The organism is Flexithrix dorotheae DSM 6795 (assembly GCF_000379765.1).
GTDB classification, from domain to species: Bacteria; Bacteroidota; Bacteroidia; order Cytophagales; family Flammeovirgaceae; genus Flexithrix; species Flexithrix dorotheae.
On record NZ_KB903441.1, the window covers coordinates 128,680 to 144,797 of the forward strand.

The following is a 16,118-nucleotide window of genomic DNA, read 5'->3' on the forward strand; positions in this document are numbered from 1 at the left end:
TTTATAATTTAGGGTAAAAAATCTATTTCAGAAAGGGATCAAAACAACTGACTGATTATTGGCGAAAAATACCTGAATAAAACATGTGTTTATAATCAGAATTTTAAATCATCCCTTATTCCTTTAATTAACTATTGCCATTAACTTTTATTGGATATTTACACCTGTAAACGTTCTACCATTGCTAAGAATTCCTCCTCTGAAAGAATTTTAATTTCCAATTTTTCAGCTTTTTCCAGCTTTGAAGGACCCATTTTATCTCCAGCAACAAGAAAATCCAGTTTTTTTGAAATGGATGAAACTACCTTGCCTCCAAGAGAAGCTATTTTTTGCTTCAATTCATCACGGCTAAAACTTTCAAAAACACCCGATATCACAAAGGTTTTACCCTCAAACAGGTTTTGATCAACAGTAACAATATCCTCTTTATTTAACTCAAATTTTAATCCGGCTTTTTTTAATTGGTCAATAAAAAGGATATTCTTTTCTTCACTTCTAAATTCTATGAAGCTATCCGCGATTTTATCACCTATTTCTTCTACCTCCAGCAATTCATCCCGTGTAGCAGCCAGCATGTTGCCAATATTATGAAAATGCAAGGCCAATTTACTGGCAACAGTAGCTCCAACAAACCTAATTCCCAAAGCAAAAAGTACCCTTTGAAAAGAAATTTCTTTAGATTTTTGAAGTCCTGAAAGTAGGTTATCAGCTGATTTTTCTCCAAACCTCTCCAACTCCATCAAATTTTCCCTGGACAAAAAATACAGATCTGCAGGAGTTTTTACTAAGTTTTTTTGAAATAACTGGTCGATAGTTTCAGGCCCAAGGGATTCCACATTCATCGCCTTCCTTTGAATAAAATGTTCAATTTTTCCCTTTAGTTGGGTAGGACATCCATTTAAATTGGGGCAATAATGGTTAGCTTCCCCTTCTTTTCTGATAAGTGTAGTTCCACAATCAGGACAATCTTCTATAAATTGAATTTTTTGAGCTGAAGGCTGTCTTGCAGATAAATTCACTCCTGTTATTTTAGGAATGATTTCCCCTCCTTTTTCAATATATACCGTATCTCCGTCATGCAAATCCAACCTTTCAATTTCATTCGCATTATGCAAACTGGCCCTTTTCACTGTGGTACCAGCCAGCAATACGGGTTTTAAATTGGCAACTGGAGTAATTGCTCCGGTTCTGCCTACCTGATAGCTTACAGATTCTAAAATTGTACTGGCACTTTCTGCCTTATATTTGTATGCAATGGCCCATCTCGGACTTTTTGCGGTAAATCCTAAAATTTCCTGTTGCCTGAAATCATTTACTTTTAAAACTATTCCATCTGTTTCCACTGGAAATTTCTCACGTTTTATCTCCCAGGCATTGATAAAGTGAATTACTTCCTGGATGTCCTTGCATTTTTTATAGGAATCCGAAACATTGAAATACCATTTTTCCAACTGTGCAAGTGAGGCCGAATGTGAATCAAATCCCAGATTTTCTCCCAAAAGGGAATAAGCAAAACATCCAAGTTTTCTCCTTGCCACTACAGAAGAATCCTGCATTTTTAAGGTGCCACTTGCCGCATTTCTTGGATTTGCCAATAATTTCAAAGGTTTTTTGCCCTCATTTTCCCTTTTCTTGTTTTCCTCTGCAATTTGAATATTTAGTTCCTCAAATCTTTTTTTGGTGAGAAATACTTCCCCTCTCACTTCAAAAGTGCCTTTAAATGGAACACTTAGGGGAACACTTGGAATAGTTTTAGCATTTTGGGTAATATCATCACCCTGCACGCCATCACCTCTAGTTACTGCTTTTGTGAGCTTACCGTTTTCATAAATCAAACTTATAGCCACTCCATCAAACTTTAACTCACAGATATATTCAAAATCATTCCCAATCGCTTTTTCAATCCTTTCATCAAAATCCAATAAATCCTGCTCACTATAGGTGTTCCCCAATGAAAGCATTGGGTATTTGTGTTTTACAGATGCAAATGATTTTGTGATAGCCCCCCCTACCCGCTGAGTAGGTGAATCATCCATTTTAAATTGGGGAAACTCCTTTTCCAGCTCAATTAGCTGATTAAGCAACATATCAAAATCGTAATCAGATATTTCCGAAATACTGTTTTGATAGTATTGGTAATTGTAGTGATTAATTTTTTTACTTAGATCCAGAATTTTGGATTGAGCCTCCGCTTCAGTCATTTGGCAAGGGGAAATATTAAAGGACAAAAAATATAATTTTTTCAAAAATGTGAAGCTGCAAAATTACAATATTTTTTGTGACATTTATGGAATAAAAAAAGGGAAAAGACAATTGTCATTTCCCCCAATTTTTTAAATTTTATGTCTCCGAACTTATCTGTTCAAAGTAATTTCATCCTTATAAATTCCACTTATATTGCCTGCCTCATCCATAAATTTCACATAAACGGTTTTAGTGCCATTTTCCTCTCCATACAATTTCCAGTTGGGAATATGTTCCCGATAAACCTGCCATCTTGCGCCTTTAAAATTAGGCACACTACTGATCATAATAAATGAAGCATCGGAAGAATATAAATCTACAGTCACAAGCTTATTTATATTTGAAGAAATATCTGCACCCTTGTCAATAAGCACTGTACAATCCTGAGGAGGTTTTGTATCTAAAATTATTTCATCGGAAACAACCCCAGATTCATTACCAGTTTTATCCTTAAATTTTGCATAAATTATTTTGTTACCATCATTTCCATCTAAAGTCCAGTCTAAATTTTCTCCATAGGGAATCCATTCTGCTCCACTAAAATCCTTATTTGGACTTATCATCATAAAATCTGCTTCTCTGGCAGTAATTTTAAGTGAAATTTGATTATCCTGCCTTTTGGTAAATTTTTCATCCTCATTTATCTTAATATCCATACCAAATGGAGCTTTGGTATCAATTAATACCTCACCTGAAATCACTTCTGAATTATTTCCTGCCACATCTCTAAATTTAATAAAAACTTTTCTTACTCCATCCGGACCATCTTCTAACTGCCATTCTGAAACATCCTCTTTAAACAACATCCATTTATGATTAAAAAATGCATTTTGATTACTAATCATCATGTATTTGGCATCTTTCACCGAAATCTCCAAATCAACATAAAAAGGAGGGCTTTTAAATCCGTTTTCAGGTGGGTAAATTTTTACTGTACCATCACTGGGAGGAGTAGCATCAAGAATAATTTTGTCTGAAATGGTAGAATATATATTATTATCCTTGTCCCTTAAATTCACATAGACAGTTTGTTCTCCGTCTTGAGGAAGCAATTCCCATTTAATATCCTTTTCATAATGTGACCAGTATGCTCCGGTAAAATCAGGATAGTTGCTTACCATCATTTGGTAAGCATTTTCACTTTCAATTGTCAATTGAACAATATTAGAATGAGCATATTTATTACCATTGGCAATTAAAACAGTGGAATTATGATCAGTGATAATGTTTTCTTCCTGGGCAAAACAATTACAAGAAAAGTAAATTAAGATTAAAGAGGCAAAACAAAGTTTTTTCATCTTTCCTAAGAAATTTCAGATATTTTAAAATTGTAGATTAGAAACAGGTTGAGATGGATGCCGTACCCACTCAATTACAAATACTAAAACCCTCCCACTAACTTGATTATTGTTTCACAACCTGATTAGGAAAGATTTTTAAAAGAAAGACCTAAAGGAGGATAATTTTTATTAAGTACATCCAACTACTTCTTAAAAAAGAAAGAAAAATATTAATGGGAATGCTCCTAAATAATTCCTAATAAAAATCGTAATACTATTGGGTTTTTAGGAGGGAGGGACTTTCTCCTTGAAAATTATGGACTTTTTAGATGAAGATTTTAATCTTAAAACTCCCATTTAATGAAGACTGATAAAAACCAAATACCAAGTTAAAATAAACCAAAATAATCCATTTTTCAGATTTAACCAGTTATTTGGATATTTAATAAATACAAAATAATGTTTGAATTTATATTGAAAAACTTATTTGGGAATAAAATTTTCTTGAAAAGTTATATCATTTGCTTTGCCAGCATACTCAGTTCCAATTGCTTTTTAATTGCTCAAAATGTAGAAAAAGGAGCTAGTTATTCTATTCCACAACTTTCTCAGGAACAAATAAATATTATTGGAGAGCCAATGGTAACCAATTTTGCTGAAGAGGCAGATACAAGTTATACTATTTACGGAAATTGCAGTGTAGACTTCAAAACATATTTTGTAAATGGTGCCGAATATGACAATATTTTTAACCCTAACCCAACTGGCCTCTACCTGAATGGCCAACACTTTGTTTATTATTGTGGTGTAGAAATGTCCATCAGACAGAACTACAATAATATTCTTGAGGTAAAAGAATTTTCATTTTTAGGAAAAAGTTACCTCATGATTATGAATTTCAGAGAGGATTGCCATGGTGAAGGTTGTAGATATAGGTGTTATAATCTTTTTGATATTTCAAAGCCAGAAAGAATTTCACAGGTTTCATTCTCCAGTGTTTTTGAAAGTTCAGCCACTTTTGGCGAATTCAATAGCGATGGAGTTATTGATTTCCTGAGAGTTGCACCAAAACCTGATAAGGATGGAAATAACGAGGATGGCTCAGAAAACTTTTTAATTACTGCCTATACAATTCCCCGTAAAACAGCTAAGCAACTTACCAATAAAGAAAAACATGCCTACTATTTGTATGTCAATGGAGACCCGGAAGTAAAAAACTTTAAAGTACTCCAAGCAGACTGGTTTTTCACCATGAGGGATACCAGTGGAAATATAGCTCCTGCCACTTCTTACTTCGCTCCTTACATTTCATTCGATCCATTATACAAATACTTGTATACGCCCGAAGGAGTAAGGATTGAGAAAAACAGATGGTCTGTTTATACTACTTATTTTGGAGATCTTGAAGCCGCTCAAGAATATTGCCGCAAACTAATTTCCAAAAAATTGGGAGATCCTTATATCATGATTGATCAATATAGTAATGAAATTAAATACCAGGTTTATATTGGAAATTATGTGAGTAAACAGGGGGCTCAACAGAGCTTAAAATTATTGGAAGAAAATGAAATAACAGCTAAACTGAGAGATTTACGAAAAGAATATTAAAGAAAAAATTCAAAAAACTACGGTTTTGCCCATAAATCTATTCAGTTGCCAAATGAATACCCAAAATAATCGTTAACCAATCGAAATTTATTTTGAAATTATTTTCAGGGAAATTATTGATTTCTCGTAAATTATTTCAATAGCAATATAATTTTTAAACACATGAAAGTTAAAAATTTTATAAGTCTTCTTTCTTTTTTGATAATATTTCAAAGTTTTAATGCCTTTAGCCAGTCTTCTGAGTTATTGGATAATGCTCAAAACCTTATCCAAAACAGTAGATATGAAGAAGCAATTCTATTACTGGCAGAAGCTTCGAAAAAAACACCTGATAATGCTGAAATTTATTTCATTTCGGCCAATTGTAAAATAAACCTTGGAAAATTCAATGAAGCTATTCAGGACTTGGAAAAAGCTGTAGAAATAAAACCAGATTATTATCAGGCTTTTGAAGAATTGGGTGATTTGTATGCACAAATGAGAAATGCAGAAAAGGCTGTAGAAAATTATGATAATGCCTTTGCTACAGATTCCAATTTGGAAAGGCAATTGAAGTACAAAATTGATATTATCAATATCCTAAACCTTGTAAAACAACAGCAATCTGTTTTTGAACATATAGAAATTGCCAGAAAACTTAGTCCTGATAACTTTGATGTAAAGTTCCTAGAAGCGCAATATTACAATTATATTGGAGATTACAACAGTGCAAAGGATATCTTAGATAAAATAATCACCCAGGTTCCAAAAATTGCCGAAAACGAACAATACTTTTATGAAATTGGGTATGCTTATCATTATTTAGAAGAATATGAAAAGGCAAAAGAATATTTCGAATTTGCCAATGGTGGAGAATTTAAAGTAAAACTAATAGAATTCACTCCAGAATTCTATTTCAGTCTTGCAAATGCATATTTTTCGATTTATGAATACCAATTAAGCGAAAAATTCCTGGCAACCACCTTAAAACTGAATCCCAGCATGACGGAGGCTTATGACCTTCAGAAAAAATTAGCCAGTATTAAGGCAGAAAAAGCAGAATTAATTTCAATTACAAAAGGGGAAATTGAAGCATCTGAAAAGGATGGAAACTTCCTGAAAGATAAAGTTTACGAATTGGCATTTCTTTATCATCAAAATGGTGATTATGAATTTTGTATGACTGCCTGCGATAAACTCATAGATAAAAACCCAATGGATTTTAATGCAATTTTTCTAAAAGCAGCTTGTGAATATCAATTAAACAAGCCAGGTTCAGCAACAGAAACGTTGGAAAGAGCTGTAAAAAACCCGCGGTTAAACCCGGAAAAGAAAGCCCAATTTAATTTCATGATTGGAATGAATTATAAAGCAGCAAAAAATTTGGATATGGCAGAGGAAGCCTTCCGGGGGGCAAGTAAAGGATACTATAGAGGAGCAACTCTAAAAGAACTTGAGTCCATTCAAAAAGCCAAACAAAAATCATCCAAATAAGGATTAGCAATTTTTTGCTAGTTGTTTGATCAGTACATTTAGATCAGGAGTATAGGGAGAATCCACAAATATTTCTTCTTCTCCATCATAAAATTTCAACCCGAAAGCATGAAGTGCCACCCGATTTATTAAGGGTCTTTCCACTTCATGTTTTTTTGGTTTATACCCTCTTTTAATTTCTGAAAGGTATACAGGCTTGCCTCCGTAAGTCGCATCCGAAATTAGCGGAGCTTTTTTTGCCGCAAGATGGATTCTGATTTGGTGCATTCTTCCGGTTAATGGCTTTGCCTCAATCAGACTCGCATTCCTGAAAGTTTTAACAGTATTCACTATAGTAGTGGATTTTTTCCCTTCCCGAGGATCTATTCTTACAGCAGATTTCCCGGCAATAGCAATAGGATACTCAATACTAAGCTCCTCAAAGCTATGGACTCCGTTCACAAAAGCATGATATATTTTGGAAACCTTTCTTTTTTGAAATTGCAGAGATAAATTTCTATAAGACTCTTCATTTTTTGCAATTGCCAAAATTCCGGAAGTTCCTTTATCCAGTCTATGGCAAATTTTTAATTCAGAGGAAAAACCTCTGGCAAGTTTAATAATACTTGGCCGTGAAATATCCCTTTCATCGAGAGTAGAAATATCGTATGGTTTATTTATGAGTATATAGTTTTGATTTTCGAAAACTATAAGATCTTCAAACTTTGGTAACTTCATCCCCCAAAATTACAAAGAGGTATTCATATTTCTACTAATTTTTTAATTTAAGCATAACCTCCTTTACGGGGATTGACTGGAAGATTACCGCCAGAAGGAAAAAACAAATTTAATAAACAAATGATGAGGAAAAGTTTATTTAGAATGGGAAGTTTAATAATATTGGGATAAAATAAGATTGCGTTTCTAGAAACCAGAAATCGTTTATGAAGGATTATTCCAATATTAATGAGGGATCGAAGATTCCAAAATACAGACAAATCATCAATAATATTATTGCCGAAATTCACAAAGGGAACCTTAAAAAAGGTCAGAAAATTCCTTCGATAAATGAAACAAGTTTTGAATATTATTTGTCGAGAGATACCGTAGAAAAGGCCTATAATGAATTAAGAAGAAGAGGAATTATTATTTCAGTTAGGGGGAAAGGGTTTTATGTGAATGACACGGTTGGAATTGATAAATTAAAAATTCTTTTGATTTTTAATAAAATCAGTGCCTACAAAAAAATCATCTACAACAACATCGTAAAAACCCTTGGGGAAAATGCTGTTATCGATTTAAAAATTCATAACTACGATGCAGTTACATTTGAAAATTTTATTGATGGGGGCTTAGATTATTACAATTATGTAATGGTTATGCCTCATTTTGATGAATCTGAGGAAAGAATTCAAAATTTATTAAAGAAGATCCCCAAAGAAAAACTCATTCTGCTTGATAAAAAAATCGAAAATTTTGATGGCGCCAATGGTTGTGTGTATCAGGATTTCCAAAACGATATTTATGACGCTTTGGGTAAAGCAATGGACTTACTGAAGAAGTATGAGCATTTTTATTTGATTTTCCCTGAGGAAGAAAATGAATACTATTGCGAGGAAATTTCCTGGGGTTTTAGAAATTTCTGCCTGCATAAAAAACTGAATTTTAAAATTCTACATGATCTGCCAGAAGGAGAAATATCTAAAGGAGATGTGTTTGTGCTAATCAGAGAAACAGATCTGGTGGGATTAATAAAAAAAGCCAGAGATCAGAAATTAATTCCTGGGAAAGACCTCGGGTTAATTTCATACAATGAAACCCCTATGAAAGAAGTTTTGTGTGATGGCATTTCGGTAATTACCACTGATTTCGAAAAAATGGGAAAAGCTGCTGCTAAAATGATCCTGAATAAAGAATTTTCTACCATAAGAAACGAATTCCTTTTCATTCAGAGAAACACCCTATAATGGGGGATAAATTTAAATTTTCATTAAAATCAATATGATTAATATTTAGGAATAAAATAGACGCGTCCTAATTCCAACCATTATAAAAACCGCTTAACCCCGCAAATTTAAAGTTCACGGTAAAACAGTATCTTTTTTGGGAATTTAGTTTAAAATTCAATTCATAACTGAAACTTAAATCCTCACTAACTGGGGGATAATTTTTACTACTTTAACCCAAATCTTATGAAAAACTACGGACCAATAAAACAATTACTGGTATTTTTATGCTCAATTTTTTTTGCTAATGAATTACTCGCACAAGGGGCTCTCACCTTTCCACCCAGCGGGGATAATGAAAAAGCAAGCGTTAGCCAGTGGATTGGCCTGGTGAAAGTGAATGTTACCTACAACAGCCCGGATGTTACCGGACCTCAGGGAGAGGATAGAACTGGAAAAATCTACGGGACAAATGTAGTTCCTTACGGTTTTGCAGAAGATGCTTTTGCCGGCAAGGCTATTCCCTGGAGAGCCGGAGCCAATGAAAACACCGTCTTTTATGTATCACATGATGTAAAAATTGAAGGGCAAGATTTACCCGCTGGAAAATATGGCTTGCACATGGCTCCGGGGGAAGATGAATGGACAATTATTTTCTCCAAAAACTATACCTCCTGGGGCAGTTATTCTTATGATGAAAAAGAAGATGCCCTAAGAGTAACCATAAAACCTGAAAAATCCGAATTCAATGAATATTTGACTTTTGAATTTACGGAAAGAAAACCAGACCATGCAACTGTTGCATTGAAATGGGAGAACTTAATGGTTCCCATAAAAGTTGAAGTTCCCAATATAAACGATCTATACATCGCCAAAATGAGGGATGATTTGAGAAATAGTGCCGGATTTACCTGGCAAAACTTCAGAAATGCAGCCGAATTTTGTGCAAATAATGAGATTAACATGGAGGAAGCCCTAACCTGGGCAGATTTGGCCATAAACCGCCCCTATATTGGTCAGGAAAATTTCCAGACATTATCCACAAAAGCAAAAGTTCTTGGTAAACTGGGCAAAACAACAGATGCGGATAAGTTAATGGCTAAAGCGGTAGAACATCCTACTGCTACAATTTTGGACCTTCACAATTATGGCAGAGGACTGCTTGGTGAGGGCAAAAATGAAAAAGCGCTTGAAATATTTTTGTTAAACAAGAAAAAACACCCTGAGGATCAATTTACTCCAAATGTTGGACTGGCCAGATGCTATACAGCAATGGGTGAAAAGAAAAAAGCCATCAAACATTGGGAAGTAGCACTCCAAAATATTCCAGAAAACCAGAAGCCGAATTTAGCCTATTATGAAGGAGAATTAAGAAAATTAAAGGAAGGAGATTCGGAAGCAGGAAAATAAGGATAAAAAATTCTAAAAATTTAAACTTTTTTTGAATTATACTGGTTTAACATCTGAATTCCATAAGAGAAGAAGAGGATCTATTATAAACTTTTTAAGTAACTAGACCTTTTTTTTAGGAATTCTCAAAAATTATTTATTAGCTTTGTAAAAATTAAAAAAGAGAATTAGATGTTATCATTTGCTCAAAATATTATCTGTCTTACTGCTGCTGCAACTTGTTGTTGTTGTTGCGCTATGCGTATTGGGCGGATAAGACTTTGTATGAGCAAAGTATGACTTTGAAAATATTTATTTTAAAAGCCTTTCCGCCAAAAGTGGAAAGGCTTTTTTTATGCCTTAATTCAACCAAGTTTTTAGGACTTTAATAATATTTATTTAAAATGATATTAGCCGAAAAGAAAATTGATCTAAAATCCCGACTTAAAAATGTCCAGAAATTTATTGGCAACACGCCACTTTTTCCCATCGAGAGGGTATTTCAAAAAAAAGGGGTGAAGATTTATGCCAAACTGGAATGGCAGCAACTGGGCAATAGTGTGAAAGCAAGACCTGCATTTAACATTATAAAACAGGCCATTTTGAATGGTGAATTGCATGAAGGGAAAGAGCTTTTGGATGCTACCAGTGGCAACACAGGAATAGCTTATGCCGCAGTTGGCGCGGCACTAGGTATTCCAGTTACGCTTTGCTTGCCAGAAAACGCATCTTACGAAAGGAAAACAATCCTTAAGGCTCACGGGGTTAATATCATCTATACATCTCCTTTTGAAGGAACTGATGGAGCTCAACTTAAAGCAAAGGAGCTTTTTGAGGCTGAACCGGATAAATATTATTATGCTGATCAATATGCCAACCCCAACAACTGGAAAGCACATTATAATTCCACTGGTGAAGAAGTGTTCCAGCAAACTGATGGAGAAATCACTCACTTTGTAGCTGGATTAGGAACTTCCGGAACCTTCATGGGCACGGGCAAAAGATTAAAGGAACTCAACGAAAATATAGAATTGATTTCTCTTCAACCTGATGCTCCAATGCACGGTTTGGAAGGTTGGAAACACATGGAAACCGCCATAGTTCCAAAAATATACAATAACACTTTTGCCGACAGAAATTTACCTGTTGATACTTTCGAAGCTTTTGAACTAATTAAGGAAATTGCTCATAAAGAAGGTTTATTGGTAAGCCCATCTGCTGCAGCCAACCTTATAGGTGCAATAAAAGTAGCAAATAAAATAGAGGAAGGTGTAATTGTAACAGTTTTTCCGGATGATGCAGCAAAATACAGTGAGGTTATTAACGAATTGTATAAATAATCTTTAATGTAAAACGGAAAGTAAACCCAGAAAAACTAAAGATGAGATTAAAAATAGCTCCCAATGCCCTTGAAGAAATGCAAAAACATGCTGAAGCTACCTACCCAAATGAATGTTGTGGTTTCTTCTATGGCAAGGATGGTGAAATTAGAAATATTGAGGTGGCCAAAGAAGTGACCAACTCCAAAGAAGGCGACCAAAGAAGGAGATTTGAAGTAAGTCCGCTTGATTATTTGAAGGCAGAAAGATATGCCGATGAAATTGGGCAAACACTTTTAGGAATTTATCATTCTCACCCCGAACATCCGGCTATCCCCTCAGAACATGATTTAAAGCAGGCAGTTCCTTTCTTTTCCTATATCATTATTTCAGTGATGAAAGGAAAGGCAGAAGTCACCAAATCATGGCAATTAGACGATGCTGGAAAATTTGAAGAAGAGGAGATTTTATAAGGAAAAAATTTGTTAAAGAATTGTATAAAATCCGGCTCCATTTCTTCTTCCTTTAAATTAAGAATTACAAGTATTTAAATAATATAAAACTAATTATTAATCAACAAAAAAATGGCTCAAATCATTATCCCTACTCCCTTAAGAAAATTCACTGACAACCTAGCTACAATTAAAACAAATGGTAGTAATATTCAGGAATCTATGCTGGATTTGGCTACACAGTATCCTGAGGTAAAACAACATTTATTTGATGAAAGTGGAGCTTTAAGGAAGTTTGTGAGGATTTACATTGGAGATGAAGATATTAAGGCATTGCAAAATGAAAACACTCCGGTGGAAGATAACACCGAAATCAGTATTATCCCTGCAATTGCCGGAGGAATCGCCTGAATCCCCAATTAAGGATAATCATAAAATTCAATTCTAAATTTATAATTGATTGGCAATTAATCATAAATGCCATAACTAAAATAAATCATGAGTGAAGTAACATTTAGTAAGGATGAGCTGGAAAGATATAGCCGCCACCTTATTATACCTGAATTTAATATAGAAGGCCAGCGAAAGTTGAAAGCAGCGAAAGTTCTAGTTGTTGGAACTGGCGGACTTGGAAGCCCTATGTTGTTGTACCTTGCAGCAGCAGGCGTGGGTACCATCGGCATTATTGATTTTGATGTAGTAGATGATTCCAATCTGCAAAGACAGGTTTTATATTCAGTAGATGATGTGGGTGTACCGAAGGTGGAAGCAGCTAAGAAGCGAATTCAAGCTTTGAACCCTCATATTAATATTGTAGTCCATGAAACCATGCTAACTTCTCAAAATGCATTGGACATTGTGAAGGATTATGATGTAGTGGCAGACGGAACAGACAATTTCCCAACACGGTATTTGGTAAATGATGCTTGTGTGCTTTTGGGAAAAACGAATGTTTACGCCTCAATCTTCAGGTTTGAGGGTCAGGTTTCTGTTTTTAATTATACCGATAAGGAAGGAAATGTGGGGCCTAACTACAGGGACTTATTCCCTTCTCCCCCACCTCCAGGCCTTGTACCAAGTTGTGCAGAAGGTGGTGTAATTGGCGTGCTTCCCGGAATTGTAGGCAGCCTGCAGGCCAATGAAGTAATCAAAGTGATTACCGGAGTAGGAGAACCACTAAGCGGAAGGCTGTTTATTTTTGATGCGCTGAGCTTCATAACCAGAACATTAAAAATTTATAGGGATGAGGAGAATCCATTGAATGGTAAGAACCCTACAATCACCGAACTAATTGATTACCAGCAATTCTGTGGTATTCCCCAAAAATCAGAGGAGAAAAATGTAAAGGAAATCACCGTAAAAGAATTAGCCAATATGGTTAAAAATAATGTAGATTTCCAACTCATAGACGTTCGCGAACCATATGAATATGATATAGCAAATATAAAAGGTGAGTTAATTCCTCTGGCTCAGGTAGAAGAAAGTTATAATAAAATCAATTCCGATAAGCAGGTTGTAGTTCATTGCCGAAGTGGAAAAAGAAGTGCTGATGCAATCGAACTTTTAGAGAAAAAATATGGATTTAAAAATCTGTATAACCTAAAAGGAGGGATTTTAGCCTGGGCAGATGAAATTGATAATTCCCTGCCTAAATATTAATGCGAATATAAACTGGTAATTTTTTCCCATTCTTTTAATGGAAAAATAAAATTCAGCCAGGTTTACTTTTTTGTCATAGATTTTACCACCTTTAAAAGGGTGATGAAATAAAAAATTCATCACCCTCAACTTATGGCAATTTGCAAATTTCTAATATTCAATCACTTATAGTTATATTTTTAACCATTAAACTATTTCAAAAATGGCAATTAGATTAGGAGATGTCGCTCCAGATTTCACCGTAGATACTACTCAGGGAGAAATTAGTTTCCACAATTGGCTTGGAGAAAGCTGGGGAATCCTTTTTTCTCACCCAGCTGATTATACTCCAGTTTGTACAACCGAACTTGGGGCTGTAGCTAAGCTTAAAGACGAATTCGAAAAAAGAAATGTAAAACCGATAGCGATTAGTGTTGATCCTTTGGCAGATCACAAGGAATGGATAAAAGACATTAATGAAACCCAAAACACTAATGTGAACTTCCCAATCATAGCTGACCCTGATAAAAAAGTAGCTGTTTTATATGATATGATTCACCCAAATGCCAGTGAAAAAGCTACTGTAAGATCAGTTTTCATAATCGGACCGGATAAAAAGGTAAAATTAACTTTAACTTACCCGGCATCTACAGGTAGAAACTTTGACGAATTATTGAGGGTAATTGACTCCTTGCAACTGACAGCCTATCACAGTGTAGCTACACCAGCTAACTGGGAAGATGGAGATGATTGTGTAATTGTACCTTCTGTAACCAATGAGGAAATTCCGGAAAAATTCCCAAAAGGGCATACAGTAATCAAGCCTTATTTGAGAATGACTCCTCAACCAAATAAGTAGTAATTCAAAATTAATCGTGTATTAATTTGTCATAAAAGACTGATAGAGAGATTACTATTTTTCAGAAATAATAGCACGGAAGCTTTTTAATTTTAATGTCAATAAAAAAGGGATCAAACCAACAAAACTAGTTGTGTGTGATCCCTTTTCTGTTAAAAAATTTTAGTTTAGATTTTATTTAAAGTCTTTATATCCTGATACTCAAATTCAAAATCAATCTCGAAACAACCTGAGAATTGTTTTTTCATTGCTCTTTTTAATTTTAAAGGATCGTCAGTCATAAATAAAAATGCTCCACCGCCACCGGCTCCACATAATTTAGCACCTTTTGCTCCATTAGCCATTGCAAAACTATACATCTCTTCCAATTCTTCATTAGTGCAGGACGGAGCCAATTGCTTCTGAGCCTTCCAGTTATCATCCACTATTTTAGCGCATAAATCGAAATCACGCTTTTCAAGTGCCAAAGCGAAATCCCTTCCATATTTTGAAAGTTTTTCCAGAGCGTCAATACCCTCAGGAGTTTTGTGATTTTTATATACATCTTCCACTGCAGTCTGAGCATTTCGGGAAACCCCAGTATGAATTAACAGCATCTGGTGACGCAATTCTTCCAAAGTCTCCTGGGTAATATTTACTTCAAGAGGTTTGGCATAATCCTGTCCAAATTCAAAACACTGGAAACCACCATATACAATAGAATACTGATCTTGTCTTCCAATAAACCATTGCAATTCTTTATTTTCCAAATTGAATAAATCTTCTCCAACCTGCTGCAGGGTCTTATTGTCCACATTGTAATTTTTGGCACTAATCATTTCCAGTAATTTGGCAGCTGTAGAAGTACTTAACCCACTACCTCTTGGATAACCCGAAAAATTAAATTTACCAGATTTGTATTCAATTAAGGGTTTTATGGCCACATTGGAAACATAGCCTTTTTTCCCATACATGATATAAGGCACATCAGCCCAGCCACCTGCAAAATCTATCCTCAGTGGAGCTCTGTAGGCATAATTTATTTTATTGATGATGTTTGTGGTGGAAGTAGGGACTAACTCAGGAGGGACAGATCGGGAAACAGTTTGAGGTGTTATTTTTAATTTTTTGCATAAATCCTTTTTATACTGTACTGCCGAATCATCATCATTTATGATAAAAATATTTGGCCGTAGTGCTTCCAGTATATGGGCAAAATCGATTTTACCCTCCCCCACTTCATGATCGTTCAAAACGGCATAGGTAACATCTTCCATTGCAGCAACAAGATAAACACGGTTATTTTCAGGATTTACAGGCCTGCCAGGGCCTTTTAGTTGTTCAATTACTTTATCCCTGCCTACTCCAACTACAAGTATATCCCCAAATGATTTACATTGATTAAAAAATACAGCATGTCCAGATTGTAAAATATCGTAGCACCCTGAACAAAAGACGATTGTTTTGTCTTTTTGAGAAGTTCTCAATTGCCTCAATCCTTCCAGATCGAGAATTTTATTTTTTGCGGTTTCAGACATTGCTTTGGTAATGAAGTTTCAAAATAGTACCTCAAATCTATAAAGATCGATATCTAAAACTAATAACAAATGAAGAAATAATTTTTACCAACTCGCAATTATTAAACAAAAACATTTGGAAAGCCAATGAGGGGAGAAAAAGCTGTAGGGGAAGGAGTCGAACCTTCACGAAGTAGTTAGCCGCATGATTTGTTATCAACTCCTCATGGATTTATCCAAGACCTTCACCCTCGAGATAGGAGGGCATGGCTGCCAGTTTCATCACCCTACAGTATGTATAAAAAAAAATTCCACTAATTACTAATTGAGAATTTAGTGGAATTAGCTGTAGGGGAAGGAGTCGAACCTTCACGGAGCAGTTAGTTACATGAAAAGTTGGCCACAACAGAATTATAACCAACTCTTCATGAATTT

General features: G+C 34.8%; 14 protein-coding genes. 9 read left to right on the forward strand and 5 right to left on the reverse strand.

Features of this window, described 5'->3' with window-relative positions; genetic code table 11:
• Window positions 1-158: 158 nt before the first annotated feature.
• Window positions 159-2,201, reverse strand: coding sequence for an NAD-dependent DNA ligase LigA (ligA, locus tag A3EM_RS0114825; RefSeq protein WP_020529008.1), 2,043 nt, complete (start codon window positions 2,199-2,201; stop codon window positions 159-161).
• Between the two features lie 153 nt (window positions 2,202-2,354).
• The gene (locus A3EM_RS0114830; RefSeq protein ID WP_020529009.1) at window positions 2,355-3,542 is read right to left on the reverse strand and encodes a hypothetical protein; all 1,188 of its coding nucleotides are present in this window, start codon (window positions 3,540-3,542) and stop codon (window positions 2,355-2,357) included.
• A 441-nt stretch (window positions 3,543-3,983) separates the two neighbouring features.
• Here A3EM_RS0114830 and A3EM_RS0114835 point away from each other — a divergent pair, with 441 nt between their 5' ends.
• Together A3EM_RS0114835 and A3EM_RS0114840 are read left to right on the forward strand one after the other, a co-directional pair.
• A complete protein-coding gene (locus A3EM_RS0114835; protein ID WP_020529010.1) occupies window positions 3,984-5,132 on the forward strand; it encodes a hypothetical protein in 1,149 nt (382 codons plus the stop codon).
• Between the two features lie 162 nt (window positions 5,133-5,294).
• The gene (locus tag A3EM_RS0114840; protein WP_020529011.1) at window positions 5,295-6,605 is read left to right on the forward strand and encodes a tetratricopeptide repeat protein; all 1,311 of its coding nucleotides are present in this window, start codon (window positions 5,295-5,297) and stop codon (window positions 6,603-6,605) included.
• A gap of 3 nt (window positions 6,606-6,608) precedes the next feature.
• Here A3EM_RS0114840 and A3EM_RS0114845 read toward each other — a convergent pair whose 3' ends face one another.
• Complete coding sequence (locus A3EM_RS0114845; RefSeq protein ID WP_020529012.1) at window positions 6,609-7,322, reverse strand: RluA family pseudouridine synthase; 714 nt, start codon at window positions 7,320-7,322, stop codon at window positions 6,609-6,611.
• A gap of 206 nt (window positions 7,323-7,528) precedes the next feature.
• Between A3EM_RS0114845 and A3EM_RS0114850 the strand changes: the two genes are divergently transcribed.
• From A3EM_RS0114850 to A3EM_RS0114885, 7 genes are all read left to right on the forward strand, one after another.
• On the forward strand, window positions 7,529-8,551 hold the full coding sequence (locus tag A3EM_RS0114850; RefSeq protein ID WP_020529013.1) for a GntR family transcriptional regulator: 1,023 nt from the start codon (window positions 7,529-7,531) through the stop codon (window positions 8,549-8,551).
• Window positions 8,552-8,776: 225 nt separating this feature from the next.
• Complete coding sequence (locus A3EM_RS0114855) at window positions 8,777-9,940, forward strand: DUF2911 domain-containing protein (RefSeq protein ID WP_020529014.1); 1,164 nt, start codon at window positions 8,777-8,779, stop codon at window positions 9,938-9,940.
• Between the two features lie 383 nt (window positions 9,941-10,323).
• Window positions 10,324-11,259 carry a PLP-dependent cysteine synthase family protein gene (locus A3EM_RS0114860; protein ID WP_020529015.1) on the forward strand — a complete coding sequence of 312 codons (936 nt, stop codon included), beginning with the start codon at window positions 10,324-10,326 and terminating at the stop codon, window positions 11,257-11,259.
• A gap of 41 nt (window positions 11,260-11,300) precedes the next feature.
• A complete protein-coding gene (locus A3EM_RS0114865) occupies window positions 11,301-11,711 on the forward strand; it encodes a M67 family metallopeptidase (protein WP_020529016.1) in 411 nt (136 codons plus the stop codon).
• 111 nt (window positions 11,712-11,822) lie between these two features.
• On the forward strand, window positions 11,823-12,101 hold the full coding sequence (locus A3EM_RS0114870; protein ID WP_020529017.1) for a MoaD/ThiS family protein: 279 nt from the start codon (window positions 11,823-11,825) through the stop codon (window positions 12,099-12,101).
• Window positions 12,102-12,188: 87 nt separating this feature from the next.
• Window positions 12,189-13,349: a molybdopterin-synthase adenylyltransferase MoeB gene (gene moeB, locus A3EM_RS0114875; RefSeq protein ID WP_020529018.1), complete on the forward strand. Its 1,161-nt coding sequence runs from the start codon at window positions 12,189-12,191 to the stop codon at window positions 13,347-13,349.
• 202 nt (window positions 13,350-13,551) lie between these two features.
• Window positions 13,552-14,187 carry a peroxiredoxin gene (locus tag A3EM_RS0114885; RefSeq protein WP_020529020.1) on the forward strand — a complete coding sequence of 212 codons (636 nt, stop codon included), beginning with the start codon at window positions 13,552-13,554 and terminating at the stop codon, window positions 14,185-14,187.
• A 167-nt stretch (window positions 14,188-14,354) separates the two neighbouring features.
• Here A3EM_RS0114885 and A3EM_RS45860 read toward each other — a convergent pair whose 3' ends face one another.
• Both A3EM_RS45860 and A3EM_RS48040 read right to left on the reverse strand, forming a co-directional pair.
• The gene (locus A3EM_RS45860) at window positions 14,355-15,704 is read right to left on the reverse strand and encodes an adenylyltransferase/cytidyltransferase family protein (RefSeq protein ID WP_020529021.1); all 1,350 of its coding nucleotides are present in this window, start codon (window positions 15,702-15,704) and stop codon (window positions 14,355-14,357) included.
• A gap of 211 nt (window positions 15,705-15,915) precedes the next feature.
• On the reverse strand, window positions 15,916-16,118 hold a 203-nt coding region (locus A3EM_RS48040), incomplete at its 5' end, for a hypothetical protein (protein WP_211211972.1).